A 16,866-nucleotide genomic window follows, 5' to 3' on the forward strand; every position below is an offset into this window, starting at 1 on the left:
TAGAGCGCCTGTATCCTCACGGCGCCGCATGTTCGTTTACCCACTCCACGAGCGGGCGCAACACCTCCCAACGCTTGGCAATTTCTTCCTTGGCTGAGGGCTGGGACATCCAATCGGGTTCGCCCAAGGTCATACCGGCGGACAAAGACTTGTGCTTCAGGAGCTCGGCGCGGGGGTGGTCTTTGTCGAAACCGCGGGGCACGGTCTTGAGCTTCTCGCCCTCCACCGCGAAACCTGCCGCGGCGATGGAGTCGACGATCTGCTGCAGTTCCTCCCCGCTCGCGGGTGAATCGGTGGCGGCACGGAACCGGGCAATCTGTTCAGGCGTGCGCGAGTGGCATCCACCGCCGACCAACAGGCCGTCGGCACTGAGCTGGACGTAGTAGCCCACGCCCTCCTTGTCCGCCGCAAAGGCTCCCTGTGCCGTCTTGTAGGGGGACTTGTCCTGGGAGAACCGGATATCCCTGTTCGGACGGAACACCTTGCCCGGGCCGAATCGTGGCTCAAGCTCCTTCAGCAAGAGAGTCAATGGCTGCTTCACGGCGGAGTCGTAGATGTCCTTGTGCTCCTGCCACCATTCGCGGTTGTTGTTCTCTTCGAGTTCGGCATAGAAGGCGATAGCGGCCGCGGGGATCCCGGTAAATGTGCTCATGTAAGGATCCTATGAACCGCGATGCCGGGCTAGCCAGAGCCAAAGTCGGCTATGTGGAAAACCCTCCGGCAAACCCACTCCGGAAAACCTCCGCAAACCCGTTGAATCCGAATGCGCGTTAAAAACGACCCCGCCGCGGAGATTCCGCAGCGGGGTCGCTTTGTTGGTGGACGCTATTACAGCTTGTTGGCTGCCTCTGCAGCCGGCTCGCCTTCGCCTGCACCGAGGTTGGCGCGGAGCTTCGCGCCGAGTTCGGCGTCGACGTTGGTCCAGTACTGGATCGCGCGTTCCCTGATGCCCGGGCTCTTGACGCCACCCACAGCACCGGTGATGGTGTCCAGGAAGCGGGCCTTGGCGGCGTCGTCGTAAACCTCGCGGTACAGCGCACCGGCCTGGACGAAGTCGCTGTCCTCGGCGTGCAGGGAGTGTGCGGAGAGCGTCAGCTCGCCGTCGTTCTCCCAGCCACCGGCCGGGTTCTGCGGCTCAACGGCAGCCGGGCCGCCCACCGAGTTCGGCGCGTACACCGGAACCGACGGGGCGTTGAACAGGTAGCGTCCGGCGCCGTCCTGGCTGTAGTTGTTGACCTGGTTCTTCGGCTGGTTCACCGGGATCTGGGCGTGGTTGGTGCCCACACGGTAGCGGTGTGCGTCAGCGTAGGAGAAGATGCGGGCCTGCAGCATCTTGTCCGGGGAGGCGGCGATGCCCGGCACGAAGTTCGACGGCGCGAAGGTGGCCTGCTCGATCTGCGCGAAGTAGTTCTCCGGGTTCTTGTTCAGCTCCATGGTTCCCACGTGGATCAGCGGGTAGTCCGCGTGCGGCCACACCTTGGTGAGGTCGAACGGGTTGAAGCGGTACGTCTTGGCGTCCTCGTAGGGCATGACCTGGACGTGCAGTTCCCAGGACGGGAAGTTGCCGGCGGCAATGTTTTCCTGGAGGTCGCGGATGTAGAAGTCAGCGTCGGAGCCGGCCAGTTCTTCAGCCCGGTCAGCGGTGATCGACTTGACGCCCTGGTTGGACTTGAAGTGGTACTTGACCCAGAAGCGCTCGCCCTCGGCGTTGATCCACTGGTAAGTGTGCGAGCCGTAGCCCTGCATTTCACGCCAGGAAGCCGGCAGGCCACGGTCGCCCATGAGCCAGGTGACCTGGTGCGCGGACTCGGGGGAGAGGGTCCAGAAGTCCCACTGCATGTCGGCGTCGCGCAGGTGGGTGCCTGGGAGGCGCTTCTGGGAGTGGATGAAGTCAGGGAACTTGATGCCGTCGCGGATGAAGAACACCGGGGTGTTGTTGCCGACGAGGTCGTAGTTGCCCTCGGAAGTGTAGAACTTGACTGCGAAACCGCGCGGGTCGCGCCATGTGTCAGGGGAGCCGTTCTCGCCAGCGACGGAGGAGAAGCGGATGAGCATGTCCGTCTCAACACCGGGCTGGAACAGGGCAGCCTTCGTGTACTTGGAAACGTCCGAGGACGTCTTGAAGGTACCGAACGCGCCGCCGCCCTTGGCGTGGACAACACGCTCCGGGACGCGCTCGCGGTTGAACTGGGCGAGCTTTTCCACCAGGTAGTGGTCGGTCAGGATGATGGCACCATCGGCACCGACGGACTTGGAATGCGCGTCCGAGGTGACTGGGGCGCCCGACTGGGTGGTCGAGATGTTCGCGGTCATCGTTCTCCTATTTCGTGGTTACTTGCGTTTGAGTAGGAAGCTGTTGTTTGGCCTGGCAGTCCTGGCAGATGCCTTGATACAGGACGTCTGCGATCTGGATGGTCATGGGTTTGGAGTCCTCATCCCAGTGCGGGGTGAGGCACGGCGCATGGCCTACGGCGCAGTCGACATCCTCCACCCGGCCGCAACTGATGCAGACTGCGTGGTGGTGGTTGTCGCCCACCCGGGTCTCGTACAGCGCGGGAGAGTGGGGCGGCTCGAACCGTCGCAGCATCTGCAGGTCCGTGAGGTCGCTCAGCACCACGTAAACAGACTGCGCAGTCAGTTCCGGAAGATCCTTGCGGGCGGCGGCCAGGATGCCTTCGGCCGGGGAATGTGGATTGTGCTGAACGGCCGCGAGGACCGCAAGGCGCTGCTTGGTCACGCGGCGTCCGTGGGAATGCAGGGCGGAAGCCCACGCTTCCTGCTCTGCCATGTGATCTGCCATACGCCCATTGAAGCACTTATTATGAGTACTTCACAATAAGGTGAGGCTAACTTCGGATGAACGCGCCGACGGCGGGCCGGCTCGGTGAGCGACGGCGCCCCGGACCCGGTCGCGACGGCGCCCCGGACCCGGTCGCGACGGCGCCCCGGACCCGGTCGCGACGGCGCCCCGGACCCGGTCGCGACGGCGCCCCGGACCCGGTCGCGACGGCGCCCCGGACCCGGTCGCGACGGCGGACCCCCCCCGGGCGCGACGGCGGGCCCGCGGCGCATCCGGAGCGCAGGCGGGTTGGTGGGTAGGGTTGGACGGTGGCAAAACTCCTGGCTGACCTGACCCCGCTTCGCGAAAGCCCCGCATTCCGTCGCCTGTGGCTCGGGTCTTCGGTGTCGATGGTGGGATCCCAGCTGACCGTTGTTGCCGTGAGCCTTGAGGTCTACAGCATCACCCAACAGAGCCTCTACGTGGGCCTGCTCAGCATCTTTGCCCTGGTTCCGCTGGTGATTGCGGGGTTGTTCGGCGGAGCCCTTTCGGACGCCTACGACCGGCGGAAAGTCGCAATTTTCGCCTCCCTGGTCCTGTGGGCATGCAGCGTGGGACTGGCGCTCCAAGCATGGTTCCAGCTGAACAACGTTTGGATCCTGTTCATCCTCGTCGCGATCCAGAGCGGCGCGCAGGGCATCAACGGACCGGCGCGGAGCGCCATCATTCCCTTGCTGGTCCGGAAAGAACTGCTGCCTGCCGCCAATGCGTTGAGCATGCTCAACATGGGCATTTCGATGACGGCAGGCCCCCTGCTGGCCGGCGTGCTGGTTGCGTCGAGCGGCTTCGGCTGGACCTACACGATCGATGCCGTCAGCTTCGCATTCGCACTGTGGAGCCTGTTCACGCTCCCTGCCCTTCCCGCGGCCGAGAATGCGTCGGCACCCGGGCTCCGCTCCGTCGTCGAGGGCTTCCGCTTCCTCGGCACCCGGCCGAACCTCCGCATGACGTTCATCATCGACCTCATCGCGATGATCTGTGCCCAGCCGCGCGCCCTCATGCCGGCAATCGGAGCCACGATGATCGGGGGCGGTGACACCACCGTGGGTGTGCTGCTAGCCGCCGTGGCCGTCGGCGCCTTCCTGGCCGGACTGTTCTCCGGGCCTCTTGGGCGGGTGCGGCGCCAAGGCACTGCGGTGGTGTGGTCCGTGGCCGGGTGGGGCTTCTCCATAGGGGCCTTCGGGCTTGTGGTGGTCCTGGCCGGAGACGCAGGGCGCGGCGGCGTCACGCCCTGGATCATCCCCGCGGCGATGTGTTGTGCGCTTGCCGGGATTTCCGATTCCGTCAGCGCCGTTTTCCGCACCACCATCCTGCAATCCGCCACTCCGGACCACATGCGGGGACGGTTGCAAGGCGTGTTCATCGTGGTGGTCGCGGGCGGTCCGCGCGTAGGGGACATGCTCGCCGGTGGCGTCACCAAGGTCCTCAGCGAAGGCTGGGTCCTGCTCCTCGGCGGCGTGCTGTGCGCGGTGCTTGCGTGGCTCGTGGCGCGGGCGCAGCGCGGTTTCCTCAGCTACGATTCGCTCCATCCCGTGCCGTAGACGCAGGTTAGCCGGGCAGGAACGTCCGGGCCGCCGTCGGCGTTAATCGGAACAGAACCAAAACCGGACCGCAAGAAAGTAGTGAAGTGCATAATCATCACAATGGCCTGAAGACCGCAGCGCTGTTCGGTGTGCTCTGGGCGGTGCTGCTGGGACTCGGTGCCGTGATCGGTGTTGGCACCCGCAGTGCGTCGCCCATCTGGATCATGGCGCTGATCGGCGTCGGCACAACGGCTTATGGATATTGGAACAGCGACAAGATTGCCATCCGTTCCATGGGCGCGTACTCGGTTTCGGAAGCGGAAGCTCCGCAGCTCTACCAAATCGTCCGGGAGCTCTCCGTGCGGGCGAACCAGCCCATGCCGCGGATCTACATCTCGCCCACCATGACCCCGAACGCCTTCGCCACGGGACGCAATCCGAAGAACGCCGCTGTGTGCTGCACGGTAGGCATCTTGAACTTGCTCGACGCGCGCGAGCTCCGCGGCGTCCTCGGGCACGAACTCATGCACGTCTACAACCGCGACATCCTCACCTCGTCCGTCGCGGCCGCCGTCGCCGGCGTCATTACTTCGGTGGGCCAGATGCTGCTGTTCTTCGGCGGCGGGGACCGGCGGAACGCCAACCCGGTTGCCATGATCGCCATGGCGCTCCTCGCGCCGTTTGCCGCGTCGCTGATCCAGCTCGCCATTTCCCGCACCAGGGAGTACGACGCCGACCACGACGGCGCGGAGCTCACCGGCGATCCGCTGGCGCTCGCCTCAGCCCTCCGCAGGATCGAAGCCGGCGTGAAGCAGGTGCCGCTGCCACAGGATCAGCGTCTCGTGAATACTTCGCACCTCATGATTGCCAACCCGTTCCGCGGCGGTGCCATGACCAAGCTGTTCGCTACCCACCCGCCCATGCGTGAGCGCATCGAACGCCTTGAGCGGATGGCCGGCCGACCGCTTTCCTAGCCTTGGCCGTTCCGGCTGTCACGTGCTGCAACCTTTCGGATAGGGCGAATAGGCGCGGTGGCGGAATCCCGGGGTTTTCGGCAGGCCTCGACTCCAAAAAGTTGCCTGGCGTGACGCGCCCCGCCGTCGTACTTCCCGCAGCCTTGGCCGCAGGGGTTGCCTTCCTAGTCCTCCAGCCGGGATTTGGTGAGGGTCCAGGTGTTCGTTCCGTTCTCGCGCCGGAAGGACACCGTGGTGACGAGCGCGTCGATGAGCGCAAGCCCGCGGCCGGACTCGGCGCCTGCATCCGGCATCGCTGAGCTGGCCTCGAGTGCTCCGGGGTTCGCTGCCCCGAAAGCGCTGACCCGGGCCTCCAGGCTGCCGGCGGTCACGACGATGTCCACCTCGATTTCGACGGGCCTGGCGGTCTCCGGGACGGAGTGCTGGATGACATTGCTGGCTGCCTCAATCACGGCCGTGGCGAATGTCATCCGGTCCAGCTCCGGCACGAACGGAGCGTCCTCCCAGACGGCGTCGAGTTCGCTGTGCACAACCTCGATTGCCTCCGGGAGGGCCGGCTGGCGGAGCGTCCGCCGGGCCAGGATCTCAGTCATTCGCGAAGGCTTCGGCGGCGGTGGGATAAGACATCAGGACCTTGTCGATGCTGGTCAGGCCGAGGACCATCTGGACCTGGGGCTGCACCTGGGCAATCCGCAGGTCGCCGCCGGCCTGGCGGGCGGCCTTCAGGCAACCGATCAGGGCCCCGAGGCCAGAGGAATCCATGAAGGACGTCTCCTGGAGGTTGACCACAATCCGGTTGGTTCCCGCGGCGACTACTTCGGCAACCATGTCCCGAAGCTTCGGCGCGGACACCATGTTCAGCCGACCCTCAGCGGTGATCTCAGCGTAGTGGTCTTTGACTTCATAGCTCAGGTCCACGGGCGGTCCTTTCAATAGGGGCTTCGATGCTTCCGGCGTCTGGCTCCCCGGAATCGTCGGCCTGGAAACCGCGGTAGCGGACGGCACGTACCAGGATGCTCATGACGAGCAAGTCAAACAGCATCCATAGTACGTTGACAACGGTTCCGATCGGCTCGGACATTCCGGCGACAAGCCGGCCGATGCCAGTGATCGCAGCAAGCACCAGCAGCGCCGATACGACAATCTGGGGCCGGATCAGGGCCCACCGCGGACCGCCGTCCTGCCGGTCCTTGGGCGTCACGGCGAAGTCAAGGGGCCGCCCGAACCAGACGTTGCGTGCCGCCGTCGTGCACGCCTTTATCCAGGTCGGAAATAGCGACAGGCTGTACTGCTGGCCGCGCCAGGTGGGGATGCCCCGGCCGGCGACGGCGAAAAGGATCTGGTTGACCACCATGAAGGGGATGAACCGCCAGAAGAAGTCCGCGCTGAGGCTCGAGACGGGAAGGACTCCGAACAGAAGGTAGACCACCGGCGCGGCGAAGTAGACGACGGCGGCGAAGCCGCTGAAATAGGTCCACATCGTTGCGAAATACATCAGCCGCTGTCCCACGCTGAGCCCGCGCTGTACCAACGGATTCTCCCGCAGGAAGACCTGGATGGTTCCCTGGGCCCAGCGCAGGCGTTGCGTCAACATGGTGCCCAGGTCCTCGGGGGCGAGGCCGCGGGCCAGGATCTCGTGGTGGTACACGCTGTGCCAGCCCATGGCGTGCATCCGCATGGCGGTGGCCATGTCCTCGGTGACGGATATGGTGGCCAACGGCATCACCGGCTGGGCCTCACCGGTACGCTCCACCGATAGGGCGTCAAGTACCGCTTGGACGGATTCGATGGCGCCCAGCGGTGACCAGTCATGTGCGGAGAGGCGCTGAATTGCGTCATCGGTAACGACCGGGACGCCTGCCTCACCGACCTCGACCGCCGACATTGCGGCGATCTCCGCCAAGTCGGATTGAAGTGTGGAGACGTCGGCCTGCACTACCGTTTGCACGGCAAGGTCCACCCGCCGGCGTACCCGGTAAGTGATCTCGCTGAGCGATTCGCCGTCGTCGAGCCGCCGTCGGGCGTCAAGGGTTGCCGCTTCCACCTCGTCGAGGGTCTGTTGCAGGAGTTCCGGTGCGCCGGCGGCGGTCCGCCGTGCCTTGCGGATCGCGGAGCGGGAGGCATCCAAGGCGCGGCGGACACTTCTTTCGGTTTCCCGGACGTACCCCACCAAGCCGAGCTGCATGAGCGCTTCCCGGCGGAGCACAGCATTGGAGCCGCAGAAAAATGCCGCGTTCCAACCGTCCTTTCCCTGCTGGATCGGCCCGTAAAACAAGGGGGCTTGGCTGCCGAGCGGATCGCTCTCGGGAACGTTGATGAAGTATTGCGGTGTCTGGACCAAGGCCACCTTGCGGTGGTTGAAGTAACCCAGTGTCTTGTCCAGGATGTCCGGGCTGGGTACCTGGTCCGCGTCCAGAATGAGGAGAAACTCGCCGGAGGTCATCATCAAGGCGTTGTTGAGATTGCCGGCCTTGGCGTGCCGTGGCATGCCTTCCCAATCCGTCGACCGGGTGACGTAGCCAAGGCCGTGTCGGGCCGCCAGCTGACGGAGTTCGGCGCGGTTGCCGTCGTCCAGGATCCAGGTGCTGTGCGGGTGCCGGATCCGTTGCGCTGCCAGAGCAGTCCCCATCACCAGGTCCAGCGGCTCGTTATAGGTGGTGATGAAAACGTCCACGGTGGCATCCGGCGGCGCGGCGGCTGGCGGTGTGCGGTGCTTGATCCGCCACACGGTCATTCCAAAAAGCAGAACGTCGATCAGGCTGTAGGTTTCGGCGGCGACCAGCGGCACCGCAATCCACCAAGCGTCCCAGTTGAGCGAAGCCAACCACCGCCAGAGGATGTAATTGACTCCGGTGACCAGCGTAAGTATCACCAACAGGCGGACGGCGACCACTTCGAGGTGCCCGGAACGACGGCGGGTGTCAGCGTCGGGGTCCGATGGCGGTGGCGTTTGGTGCACGCGGAATTCCTTTCGGGAAGGTGCGGGACCGTGAGCGGGGCCGGCGCCTGTGTCAGGCGCCCGAAGCGTTGCGTTGCAGCAGGACCGCGGTGATGTCGTCCAGGACGCCTGTCTTTCCACGGCGGTCGCACCAGGTCTTCACGGCCGCGTCGGGACTGGTACCCGGTTCACGCGCTGCGATGACGGCGGCCAGCTGGTCCAGGTCGCTGCCATCGAGGTCCAGGAGTCCGTCGGTCGCGATCAGAAGTCCGTCGCCGGGTTCCAAACTGAGGGGCAGCGTGTCCCAGTCCTGGCCGGGCATCAAGCCCATGGGAGGACCCGTCGTGGGGAGGCGTTCGAGTGTTCCGTCCGCCCGCAGGATGTGGCTGAGGCCCTGCCCGGCGTCGGCGTAATGGCCTTGGCCGGTGGCCGGGTTGATGACGGCGTGAAAGACCGTCGCATAGGAGCCGGCCCGCGCGAGCTTCTCCTCCACGCTGTCGCTGGCGGAGCGGAGGGTGGCCGCCGGTCCTTCCGGCCAGCCGGTGGCGGCAAATGCCGAATGCACCGTCCCCGCCACGAGGCCCGGGCCCACGCCCTTGCCCATGGCGTCGCCGACGGTCAATCGGAAGTTGCCATCCGTGGTGGTGCCCAGGTCATAGAAATCCCCGCTGACTCCGAACGCCGGGTAGAAGCAGGTTCCCAGTTCGTAGCCGGCCGGGGCCGGGGGATCGGCGGGCCGGAGCGCCCGCTGCATGCGGGCGCCGTTGTCGATGTCCCAGGACAGGTTCATTTCCCGCTGGATGATGGCCGTGAGGTCTGCAAGGACCTTCCGCTCGTCATCCGAGAAGGTGCGGGGCGACTGGTCGATGATGCAGAACGTCCCGACGTGTGTGCCGCCGGGACCCCTGAGCGGGCGTCCGGCATAGAACTTGATGTGGGGGTTGCCGGTGACCAGCGGGCTGTTCCGGAAACGTTCGTCGGTGATCGCGTTTTCCACCACCAGGGTATCGGCGGACTTGATGGTCTCGGTGCAGAAGGTGTGGCGCCGTTCGGACTCGCGGGATAGCGGACCCACGAATGACTTAAGGAACTGACGCTTCTCGTCGATCAACGCGATGCTGGCGGCGCTCACGCCGAAGAGGGCCTGGGCGAGCCGGGTGATCCGGTCGAACCGTTCCTCCGGAGGCGTGTCCAAGAGCCGGGTCCTGGACAGGTCCTCCAAACGGTCTCGTTCAGAGGCCTCGATGTACTGGTCTGTCAGTGTCATACAGTGCTCGCACTTCATTCATGATTCGGGTCCCCCATCGGACGTCACAGCCTGAACCAGCCTATATTCAGACAACCGAGGACCGCAGGATCAAAACTGATCGCTGCGGTCCTCGGGGATTCTGCGGACTCTCTTCGGACTAGGGGAACAACGTCCCGGTAATCACGCCGCAGAACAGGCCTTAGCTGCGGAAGTTTACGAACTGGAGATCGGCCTCTTCGAACTTCTTGAGGATGTTCATGGTTTCCTGCAGGTCATCGCGGGACTTCGAGGTGACGCGGAGTTCGTCGCCCTGGATCTGGGATTTGACGGACTTCGGTGCTTCGTCGCGGATGATCTTGTTGATCTTCTTCGCGATGTCCTGGGCGATGCCCTCCTTGATGGAGCATTCCAGCCGGAATTCCTTGCCGGAGGGGTACGGCTCGCCCTGGTCGAGGGACTTCAGGGAGATGCCGCGCTTGATGAGCTTGGACTGGAACACGTCCAGGACGGCAAGGACGCGGTCTTCGGAGTTGGCCTTCATGAGGATCTTCTCGCCGCTGAAGTCGATTTCAGCGCCCACCCCTTTGAAGTCGTAGCGCTGCGCGATTTCCTTCTGGGACTGGTTGAGCGCGTTGGCGACTTCCTGCTTGTCTACCTTGCTGACGACGTCGAATGTGGATTCGCCTGCCATGACTCTCCTTAGATTGGTGCGTTGCGTTGGATGCCGTGCGGCCCGGAAACGGGCAGCTTTGTCTGCCAACCAGCCTAATACGGAAGCGCCGGGCGTGGGCTGAACGTTCACAGTTCGCTCACAGTGTGCGCAGGGCGGGAACTGAGACTGCCCCGACAGAGTTGTATCAGTTTGAGGAACCCGTCCTGAATAAGGAGCACCATGAGCAAGCAGGCCGTCCGATACGTCACCAAGTCAGCCGCTGCCGCCGCCGGTTCAATCGGAGTCGCTGCTGCCTCGGCCGCAAGCGCTGTCGCGGCCGCAGCGCTCGCCGCTTCCGTGGTACTGAGCCCGGTCGCGGACGCGGCATCGCGGATGGATGGCGTTCACGCGGACTTGTTGCGGGCCGTGCAGCTCAACCAGATCACGCCTGAGCAGGCGGCCAGTTTTGAGGCCAAGCTGGCTGGCCGGATTCTCGGGGATGCCTAAGATTTGCGCTGACTTCGCGGCCTTGAAGGCCCGATTCGATTCTTCGGCGGAAGTTCTGTAAGGTTGTCTTGCTCGCGCTTACCGGATCGGAAACGAAACGATGATCGGGAGTGGCTTCTTTGAAGTTCGGCAGATTACCCGAGCGGCCAAAGGGGGCTGACTGTAAATCAGCTGGCAACGCCTACGGGGGTTCGAATCCCTCATCTGCCACAACATTGGATCCCCGGAACCTTATGGTTCCGGGGATTTTTTGTGTGGTCATGTTGCTTGCGGCAAGCTGCTTCGCGCCGCGCAAATTTCCTGGGGATCCGCAAAATACCTGTCGCTACCGGAATTCCGGTAGCGCCAGGAATTTCCCGTGTCGCCAGCGAATTTCCGCGTCGCCGCGTCGCCCCTGCCGCCCCGAGCGCCCGACGGCGCGTGGTCACCGACGGTCCGCGCCGCCAGCTTTAGCTCGCGCTGCCCGGCTCCAGCCAGTACCCGTCCTGGTGGTGCACGAGTTGCCGGCCCAGGCCTCCGGACAGCTGGATCCAGAGCGTGCTGCGATCATCGGTCATGCCGTCCAAGGTGCCTACGATCCTGTTGCCGCGGGTGTCCTGCAACACCAACTCCTGGTGGAGCGGCAGTTCCGGCCACACATCTGCGTGCGACTCGGATGTTTGGATGGTGCTCATGGGATCCCCCTTGGTGCTTTCTGCAATTTGTTTCAGACATTCTTCCCGTGGCACGTGAACCGGCGGTAAACGACATGCCATGTAGCGACACACAAAACGAGGCTGTCACGGAATGTTACTCCGGAGTAACATGGCCGTTATGCATTTGCTTCTCCGAACCCTCTTGCTGTTGTTCACCTCGTCCAGGCGGAGCCCGCTCAGCGTTTGGGGCACGTCCTCCTTGCCCATGCGAGTGCTGCCTACGGACATCGACATCGCAATGCATGTCAACAACGGCATGTATTTTTCGCTCATGGACCTTGGACGCTTCGACCTCATGGTGCGCGCCGGGATCTGGCAAAAGATGCGCCGCCGCCGCTGGAGCCCGGTGGCAGCTGGGGAGACCATCGCATTCCGGAAATCGTTGCAGCTGTGGCAGAGGTACACCATCGAGTCGAAGATCATTGGGCTCGATTCCAAAGCGATCTACTTTGAGCAGCGAATGGTGGTGGACGGGGAGATCTACGCCCGAGCGCACATCGCCACCCGGCTTGTCGCCAAGGGACGGCCCGTGAGCCAGGAGGAAATCCTGGCCGAGTTCGGCGACCCCCCGGCAGACCTTGAGCTTCCGGAATGGATCCACGAATGGCGCGAGAACAACGCCCTTCCCGGTGCCCGCAGGGCCGCCCCGCACCTCTGGCACTAGCGGCAGCGCCGGGGAGGCACAAAGCCGGCTGCCCGGCGTCGTGCTTTATTCCCGGTTTGCCGTGTAGCGAACAAGGGCGACTTAGGCGGCGCGGTCGCGTACCGTGGAAGCATGGCTACAGTTGACATCACCGGCGAGCAGTTCGCATCGACCATCGAGGGCAATGACATTGTCCTGGTGGATTTTTGGGCTGCGTGGTGCGGCCCTTGTAGGCAGTTTGCTCCTACCTATCAAGCCGCATCCGAGAAGCACGGCGACGTCTTCTTCGCCAAGGTGGACACCGAGGCCGAGCAGCAACTCGCAGCCGAGGCCGGCATCTCCTCGATCCCCACGCTCATGGCCTTCCGTGACAAGGTCCTCGTGTTCTCCCAGCCGGGCGCGCTTAACGGCCCCCAGTTGGAGCAGGTCATCGAGGCCGTCAAGGGGCTCGACATGGATGAGGTCCACGCGCATATCGCAAAGCAGCGCGCAGAAAACTCCTAGGGGAGTTCCACAAACTAAACGAAATCGGCTGTCCCCGCTGGCGGGGACAGCCGATTCTGCTTAAAGGGCCGTTAGAGGCGCTCGAGCTTGACCGGCTCCGCCAACAGTGCGCTGAGGGATTCGTTGAGGTCCTGGACCGCGATGCCCTTGGAGTGGAAATCGAGGTGTTCCTCGGAGGCCCACTGCTCGGTCAGGACCAGCTTGTCTTCGTTCGCTTCGGTGAGCTCGTAGCGGATGCAGCCGGGTTCGTTCACTACTTCCTCGATCGCGATTTCCAATGCGAGTTTCACGCGGAAGAATTCGCCGTCGTTGGGAATGAACGTGGCCTGCAGGTCGATGGGTGCACTCATGTGATTCACCTTACCGGCAAGCCCGCGGGAGACCTGAAATATTTTGTAGGACTTCCAAGCAAAAGTCTTCTCTTGGACCGGCGGAGTTGGTAGCGTGCGTTCATGCTTTCCTACACAGCCGGGGACACCGACGTCCCGCTGCTTGAAGAGACCATCGGCGCCAACTTCGAACGGGTCGCGGCCCGGTATCCCTTGCGGGACGCGCTCATCGAAGCCGCTCTCGTGCCCGGCGGTGAGGCCCGGCGCTGGAGCTACGAAAAACTGAACGACGACGTCGACCGGCTCGCGCGTGCGCTGCTGGCGATGGGTGTCGCGAAGGGCGACAGGGTTGGCATCTGGAGTCCGAACTGCGCTGAATGGACCATCCTGCAGTACGCTACGGCCAAGGTCGGGGCCATCCTGGTCAACGTCAATCCGGCATACCGCAGCCATGAGCTCGAATTCGTCGTCCGTCAGAACGGCATGCGGATGCTGGTGGTCGCGCCATCGGACAAGAACAGCGACTACGTTTCCATGGCACGGGATGCCTTGGCCGGCTGTCCGGAGCTTCGGGAGCTGGTCTTCCTTCCCGACCTGGGACTGGACATGCTCGACGCCGGCGTCCCCCAAAGCGACGCAGAGTGGACTTTCGCCGAGCTGCTCAAGCGGGCGGACGGCGTCGCGCCCTCAGCGCTTAAGGCCCGCATGGCCGAACTGGACCCGCACGATCCCATCAACCTGCAATACACCTCCGGGACCACGGGCTTCCCCAAGGGCGCAACGCTGACCCACCACAACATCCTGAACAACGGCAACCAGATCGGCAGGCTGTTGGGATACACGGAACACGACCGGGTGGTCCTTCCGGTGCCGTTCTACCACTGTTTTGGAATGGTCATCGGCAACCTGAACGCCTTGAGCTACGGCGCGGCCACCGTCATTCCGGGCCGAGGATTCACTCCGTCCGCCGCCTTGGAAGCGGTGCAGGATTGCGGCGGAACCTCACTGTACGGCGTGCCCACTATGTTCATCGCCGAGTTGGCTTTGCCCGACTTCGCCTCCTATGACCTCTCCACGCTGCGTACCGGAGTCATGGCCGGCTCGCTGTGTCCCATCGAGGTCATGGAGCGGGTCATCGGCGAGATGAACATGCGGGATGTGGCCATCTGCTACGGAATGACCGAGACCTCGCCCGTGTCCACCATGACCCTCGCCACCGACACGCTTGAGCAAAGGACCACGACCGTAGGGCGCACCATGCCCCGGCTCGAGTCCAAGATCGTGGATCCAGGCACCGGCGAAACCATCGAACGCGGAGGGATCGGCGAGCTGTGCACGCGAGGCTACGCCGTGATGGACGGCTATTGGGGCCAACCGGAGAAGACGGCCGAGGCCATCGACGATGAAGGCTGGATGCACACCGGGGACCTCGCCCGGATGGACCCGGACGGCTTTATCGTCATCGAAGGCCGCATGAAGGACATGGTCATCCGCGGCGGCGAGAACATCTACCCGCGGGAAATCGAGGAGTTCCTGTACCGGCATCCCGCCATCCAGGACGTCCAGGTCATCGGGGTGCCTGATGCCAAGTACGGCGAGGAACTGATGGCGTGCATCATCCTCAAACCTGGAGCGGCGTTGGACTTGGACGACGTACAGGAGTTCTGCCGCGGCAAATTGGCCCACTACAAGATCCCGCGCTACGTGGACATCAGGGAGACCTTCCCCATGACGGTGTCCGGCAAGGTGCGCAAAGTCGACATGCGCGAGGAAGCGATCGCCCGCCTCGGACTTTAAAGCCAACGCGGGGTCACTTACGGCCCGTGTTGCAGCCCAACATCGGCCGTAAGTGACCCCGCGTTGCCATGGTTGGAAATCTCCCTGTGATAACTCCTTGGGGGCCTCCATTTGCGGACACACTGGATTCCATGGTCCGCATCGTGCCGCTGCCGGAGGAACTCAATGACCGTCCTTTCACGGTCTATGAGTCCCGGGTGCTTGGCGTCCCTCCGAAGCGGCTCCGGGCCAAGGACGTGTCCGACGGCGGCCGGCTCATCCATTTGCCTGCGGGCCGCGACTTTGAGTTTGCCGAACGCGCGCGGGTCCTCGCCGCGGCAACACCCGGGGCGTGGGTCTCCCACGAGAGCGCAGCGATGTTGACCCGGCTCGGACTTCCTCCATGGCTTGGCGACGGCGTATCGGTCCACCTCAGCAAGCCGCACGAGCTTCCCCGGGTCCCCAGGACCGGGGTGACAGGGCACCGGGTGCGGGTCCTCCCGGGCGAAGTTGCCGAGATTGATGGAATTCCCGTGTCCTCCCCGCCGCGGACGTGGCTTGATCTGGCGCATCAATTGCCGCTCCAGTACCTGATTGCCATGGGTGATCAGTTGATCCGCATGCCCCGACCGGTCTTTGAAGGAAGGAACGAGCCCTACGCCACCAAGGAGAGGTTGCGGCTCCTGATCCGGCAGCATCCGAACATGAAGGGCGTCGAGAAGGCCCGGCTCGCCCTCGAAGACATGCGGGTCGGAGCAGATTCTTTTCCGGAGACCTTCTTGCGGCTGGCGATGTTGGATGCGCGGTTGCCTGAACCGGAGTTGCAGCTCCGCCTCGACCCGGATGACCCGTGGTCGCCGTCCGCGGACCTGGGGTACCGGCGGTTCCGGATCGCCGTGCAGTACGACGGCGCCCCGCATCTCACGCGCGAACAGCAGACACGCGACAACCGGAGGGACGAGGCGTTCACGAGTGCCGGTTGGTCCTACTTCAAGGTCAACGCCGACGACCTGGCCGAAGGATTTGCTGGCCTCATCGCCCGGATCAAGCGCTCCCGGCCAACGAGGGGTCACTTACGGCCCATGCCGGGCAGCAACATGGGCCGTAAGTGACCCCGCGTTGCTTAGGGGACTAGTGGCGACGGTGGTCCTGGATGGTCATCCGGGGTCCGAAGGTAGGCTTGCGGAAGCCGCTTAGTCCAAGCATCCGGACCACCCGCTGCCGGTGCCCGCGCCACGGCTCCAGAAGGGCGATCATTCCGGCGTCGTCCGTCTTCCTGCCCGTCAGCGCGTAACCAACGTACGAGGCGAGGTGGTAGTCGCCCACCGCGATCGAGTCCGGGCAGCCGTGGGTCCGTTGGACAACCTCGGCAGCCGTCCAGACGCCGATGCCCGGGATGGTCTGCATCTTCGCTCCGGCTTCGGCCGCGCTGAGTGAGGCGAGCCGTTCAAGCCCGACGGCGGATCGCAGCGCCCGCATGACGGTCGCCGAGCGCTGGGGACCCACGCCCGCCTTGTGCCATTCCCATGACGGGATGGCCAACCATTGGCCTGCAGTCGGCGCGACGAGCAATCCCGTCGGCGTGAGGCGGCCGGTCCCCGGCGCTGCGGTGCCGTACCTGTACATCAGATAGCGGTAGCCCCGGCGTGCTTCGACAGTGGTGACCTTTTGCTCAAGAATCGTGGGCACAAGGGAGTCCACGACCCGGCCGGTGGTAGGCAGACGGACAGCGAGGTTCCGCCGTCGGGCTTCCCTGACCAGGCGGGGAAGGGTGGCATGGAAGGCAGGTTCGTCAAAGCCGGACCAGTCGTCTCCGCTGCCCAACAGCGCAGGCACGGCGGCGATGGCGGAGCCCGCGCCGGGACCCCAAGCCTGGGCATCCACGTGGCTGTCGGCGTCGATGCCTGCAGCGGAAAGGCGCAGCGTGGCGGGGCCGTCCGGCGTCGTGAAGGCCATCCACAAGCCGTCCGGACGTGCCGCGAAGGAGGGATCACCCTTTCCGCGCATGAGGATCCCGAGCGTCTGGAGGAGATCGAAAGGACCACCGGGGTGCCATCGAACGGATGCGTCCGCTGCTGCCGCGGCGGTGGGTGGGGCATCGACGATGGTCATTCATTCATCGTCCCATGCCGGTGCGACAACCCTCGAAAAGAGCGGCGCCCCAGCCCTTACGCCGCGAAACCCACAAGACTAGACTCCACGTGTGGCGCGGGGCGTCCGCGCTTTCCATGACAATC

At 64.3% G+C, this 16,866-nt stretch carries 18 protein-coding genes and 1 tRNA gene; 8 read left to right on the top strand and 11 right to left on the bottom strand.

Features of this window, described 5'->3' with window-relative positions; genetic code table 11:
* Window positions 1-16 precede the first annotated feature (16 nt).
* From L0B83_RS04720 to L0B83_RS04730, 3 genes are all read right to left on the bottom strand, one after another.
* Window positions 17-652, bottom strand: coding sequence for a DUF2461 domain-containing protein (locus L0B83_RS04720; protein ID WP_234757266.1), 636 nt, complete (start codon window positions 650-652; stop codon window positions 17-19).
* A 176-nt stretch (window positions 653-828) separates the two neighbouring features.
* Complete coding sequence (locus L0B83_RS04725; RefSeq protein ID WP_234757267.1) at window positions 829-2,313, bottom strand: catalase; 1,485 nt, start codon at window positions 2,311-2,313, stop codon at window positions 829-831.
* Window positions 2,314-2,320: 7 nt separating this feature from the next.
* Window positions 2,321-2,800: a Fur family transcriptional regulator gene (locus L0B83_RS04730; protein ID WP_234757268.1), complete on the bottom strand. Its 480-nt coding sequence runs from the start codon at window positions 2,798-2,800 to the stop codon at window positions 2,321-2,323.
* Window positions 2,801-3,108: 308 nt separating this feature from the next.
* Here L0B83_RS04730 and L0B83_RS04735 point away from each other — a divergent pair, with 308 nt between their 5' ends.
* Window positions 3,109-4,380 (top strand): MFS transporter, encoded by a 1,272-nt coding sequence (locus L0B83_RS04735; RefSeq protein WP_234757269.1) that lies wholly within the window; start codon window positions 3,109-3,111, stop codon window positions 4,378-4,380.
* A gap of 86 nt (window positions 4,381-4,466) precedes the next feature.
* On the top strand, window positions 4,467-5,336 hold the full coding sequence (gene htpX, locus L0B83_RS04740) for a zinc metalloprotease HtpX (RefSeq protein ID WP_234757270.1): 870 nt from the start codon (window positions 4,467-4,469) through the stop codon (window positions 5,334-5,336).
* Window positions 5,337-5,500: 164 nt separating this feature from the next.
* Here the strand turns inward: htpX and L0B83_RS04745 are convergent, their stop codons facing one another.
* The 5 genes from L0B83_RS04745 to L0B83_RS04765 form a co-directional block, all read right to left on the bottom strand.
* Window positions 5,501-5,929 carry an ATP-binding protein gene (locus L0B83_RS04745; RefSeq protein ID WP_234757271.1) on the bottom strand — a complete coding sequence of 143 codons (429 nt, stop codon included), beginning with the start codon at window positions 5,927-5,929 and terminating at the stop codon, window positions 5,501-5,503.
* Window positions 5,922-6,254 carry an STAS domain-containing protein gene (locus L0B83_RS04750; RefSeq protein ID WP_234757272.1) on the bottom strand — a complete coding sequence of 111 codons (333 nt, stop codon included), beginning with the start codon at window positions 6,252-6,254 and terminating at the stop codon, window positions 5,922-5,924. The genes L0B83_RS04745 and L0B83_RS04750 overlap by 8 nt, the downstream gene beginning before the upstream one ends.
* Window positions 6,238-8,229 (bottom strand): glycosyltransferase family 2 protein, encoded by a 1,992-nt coding sequence (locus tag L0B83_RS04755; RefSeq protein WP_234757390.1) that lies wholly within the window; start codon window positions 8,227-8,229, stop codon window positions 6,238-6,240. Before L0B83_RS04755 ends, L0B83_RS04750 begins: the two co-directional genes overlap by 17 nt.
* A gap of 118 nt (window positions 8,230-8,347) precedes the next feature.
* The gene (locus L0B83_RS04760) at window positions 8,348-9,541 is read right to left on the bottom strand and encodes a PP2C family protein-serine/threonine phosphatase (protein ID WP_234757273.1); all 1,194 of its coding nucleotides are present in this window, start codon (window positions 9,539-9,541) and stop codon (window positions 8,348-8,350) included.
* A gap of 181 nt (window positions 9,542-9,722) precedes the next feature.
* The gene (locus L0B83_RS04765) at window positions 9,723-10,214 is read right to left on the bottom strand and encodes a YajQ family cyclic di-GMP-binding protein (RefSeq protein ID WP_133202449.1); all 492 of its coding nucleotides are present in this window, start codon (window positions 10,212-10,214) and stop codon (window positions 9,723-9,725) included.
* A gap of 201 nt (window positions 10,215-10,415) precedes the next feature.
* Between L0B83_RS04765 and L0B83_RS04770 the strand changes: the two genes are divergently transcribed.
* Together L0B83_RS04770 and L0B83_RS04775 are read left to right on the top strand one after the other, a co-directional pair.
* Entirely contained in the window at window positions 10,416-10,682 is a 267-nt protein-coding gene (locus L0B83_RS04770) for a hypothetical protein (protein ID WP_234757274.1), read from the top strand.
* Window positions 10,683-10,810: 128 nt separating this feature from the next.
* Window positions 10,811-10,892 (top strand) — tRNA-Tyr (locus L0B83_RS04775).
* 239 nt (window positions 10,893-11,131) lie between these two features.
* On the opposite strand, the gene L0B83_RS04780 is transcribed toward L0B83_RS04775, so the two are convergent.
* Window positions 11,132-11,356, bottom strand: coding sequence for a hypothetical protein (locus tag L0B83_RS04780; protein WP_234757275.1), 225 nt, complete (start codon window positions 11,354-11,356; stop codon window positions 11,132-11,134).
* Between the two features lie 139 nt (window positions 11,357-11,495).
* On the opposite strand from L0B83_RS04780, the gene L0B83_RS04785 reads away from it, so the two are divergent.
* Window positions 11,496-12,041, top strand: coding sequence for an acyl-CoA thioesterase (locus tag L0B83_RS04785; RefSeq protein ID WP_234757276.1), 546 nt, complete (start codon window positions 11,496-11,498; stop codon window positions 12,039-12,041).
* Between the two features lie 111 nt (window positions 12,042-12,152).
* Window positions 12,153-12,524: a thioredoxin family protein gene (locus L0B83_RS04790; RefSeq protein ID WP_234757277.1), complete on the top strand. Its 372-nt coding sequence runs from the start codon at window positions 12,153-12,155 to the stop codon at window positions 12,522-12,524.
* 71 nt (window positions 12,525-12,595) lie between these two features.
* Here L0B83_RS04790 and L0B83_RS04795 read toward each other — a convergent pair whose 3' ends face one another.
* Entirely contained in the window at window positions 12,596-12,874 is a 279-nt protein-coding gene (locus L0B83_RS04795; RefSeq protein ID WP_234757278.1) for a putative quinol monooxygenase, read from the bottom strand.
* A gap of 102 nt (window positions 12,875-12,976) precedes the next feature.
* Here L0B83_RS04795 and L0B83_RS04800 point away from each other — a divergent pair, with 102 nt between their 5' ends.
* Both L0B83_RS04800 and L0B83_RS04805 read left to right on the top strand, forming a co-directional pair.
* Window positions 12,977-14,650, top strand: a complete 1,674-nt coding sequence (locus L0B83_RS04800) for an AMP-binding protein (protein WP_234757279.1) — start codon at window positions 12,977-12,979, stop codon at window positions 14,648-14,650.
* A 131-nt stretch (window positions 14,651-14,781) separates the two neighbouring features.
* Window positions 14,782-15,741, top strand: a complete 960-nt coding sequence (locus L0B83_RS04805) for a hypothetical protein (protein ID WP_234757280.1) — start codon at window positions 14,782-14,784, stop codon at window positions 15,739-15,741.
* Between the two features lie 19 nt (window positions 15,742-15,760).
* On the opposite strand, the gene L0B83_RS04810 is transcribed toward L0B83_RS04805, so the two are convergent.
* Window positions 15,761-16,741, bottom strand: a complete 981-nt coding sequence (locus L0B83_RS04810) for a DNA-3-methyladenine glycosylase family protein (RefSeq protein WP_234757281.1) — start codon at window positions 16,739-16,741, stop codon at window positions 15,761-15,763.
* Window positions 16,742-16,866: the final 125 nt, after the last annotated feature.

The organism is Arthrobacter alkaliphilus, assembly GCF_021483235.1.
In the GTDB taxonomy this organism is placed as follows: domain Bacteria; phylum Actinomycetota; class Actinomycetes; order Actinomycetales; family Micrococcaceae; genus Arthrobacter; species Arthrobacter alkaliphilus.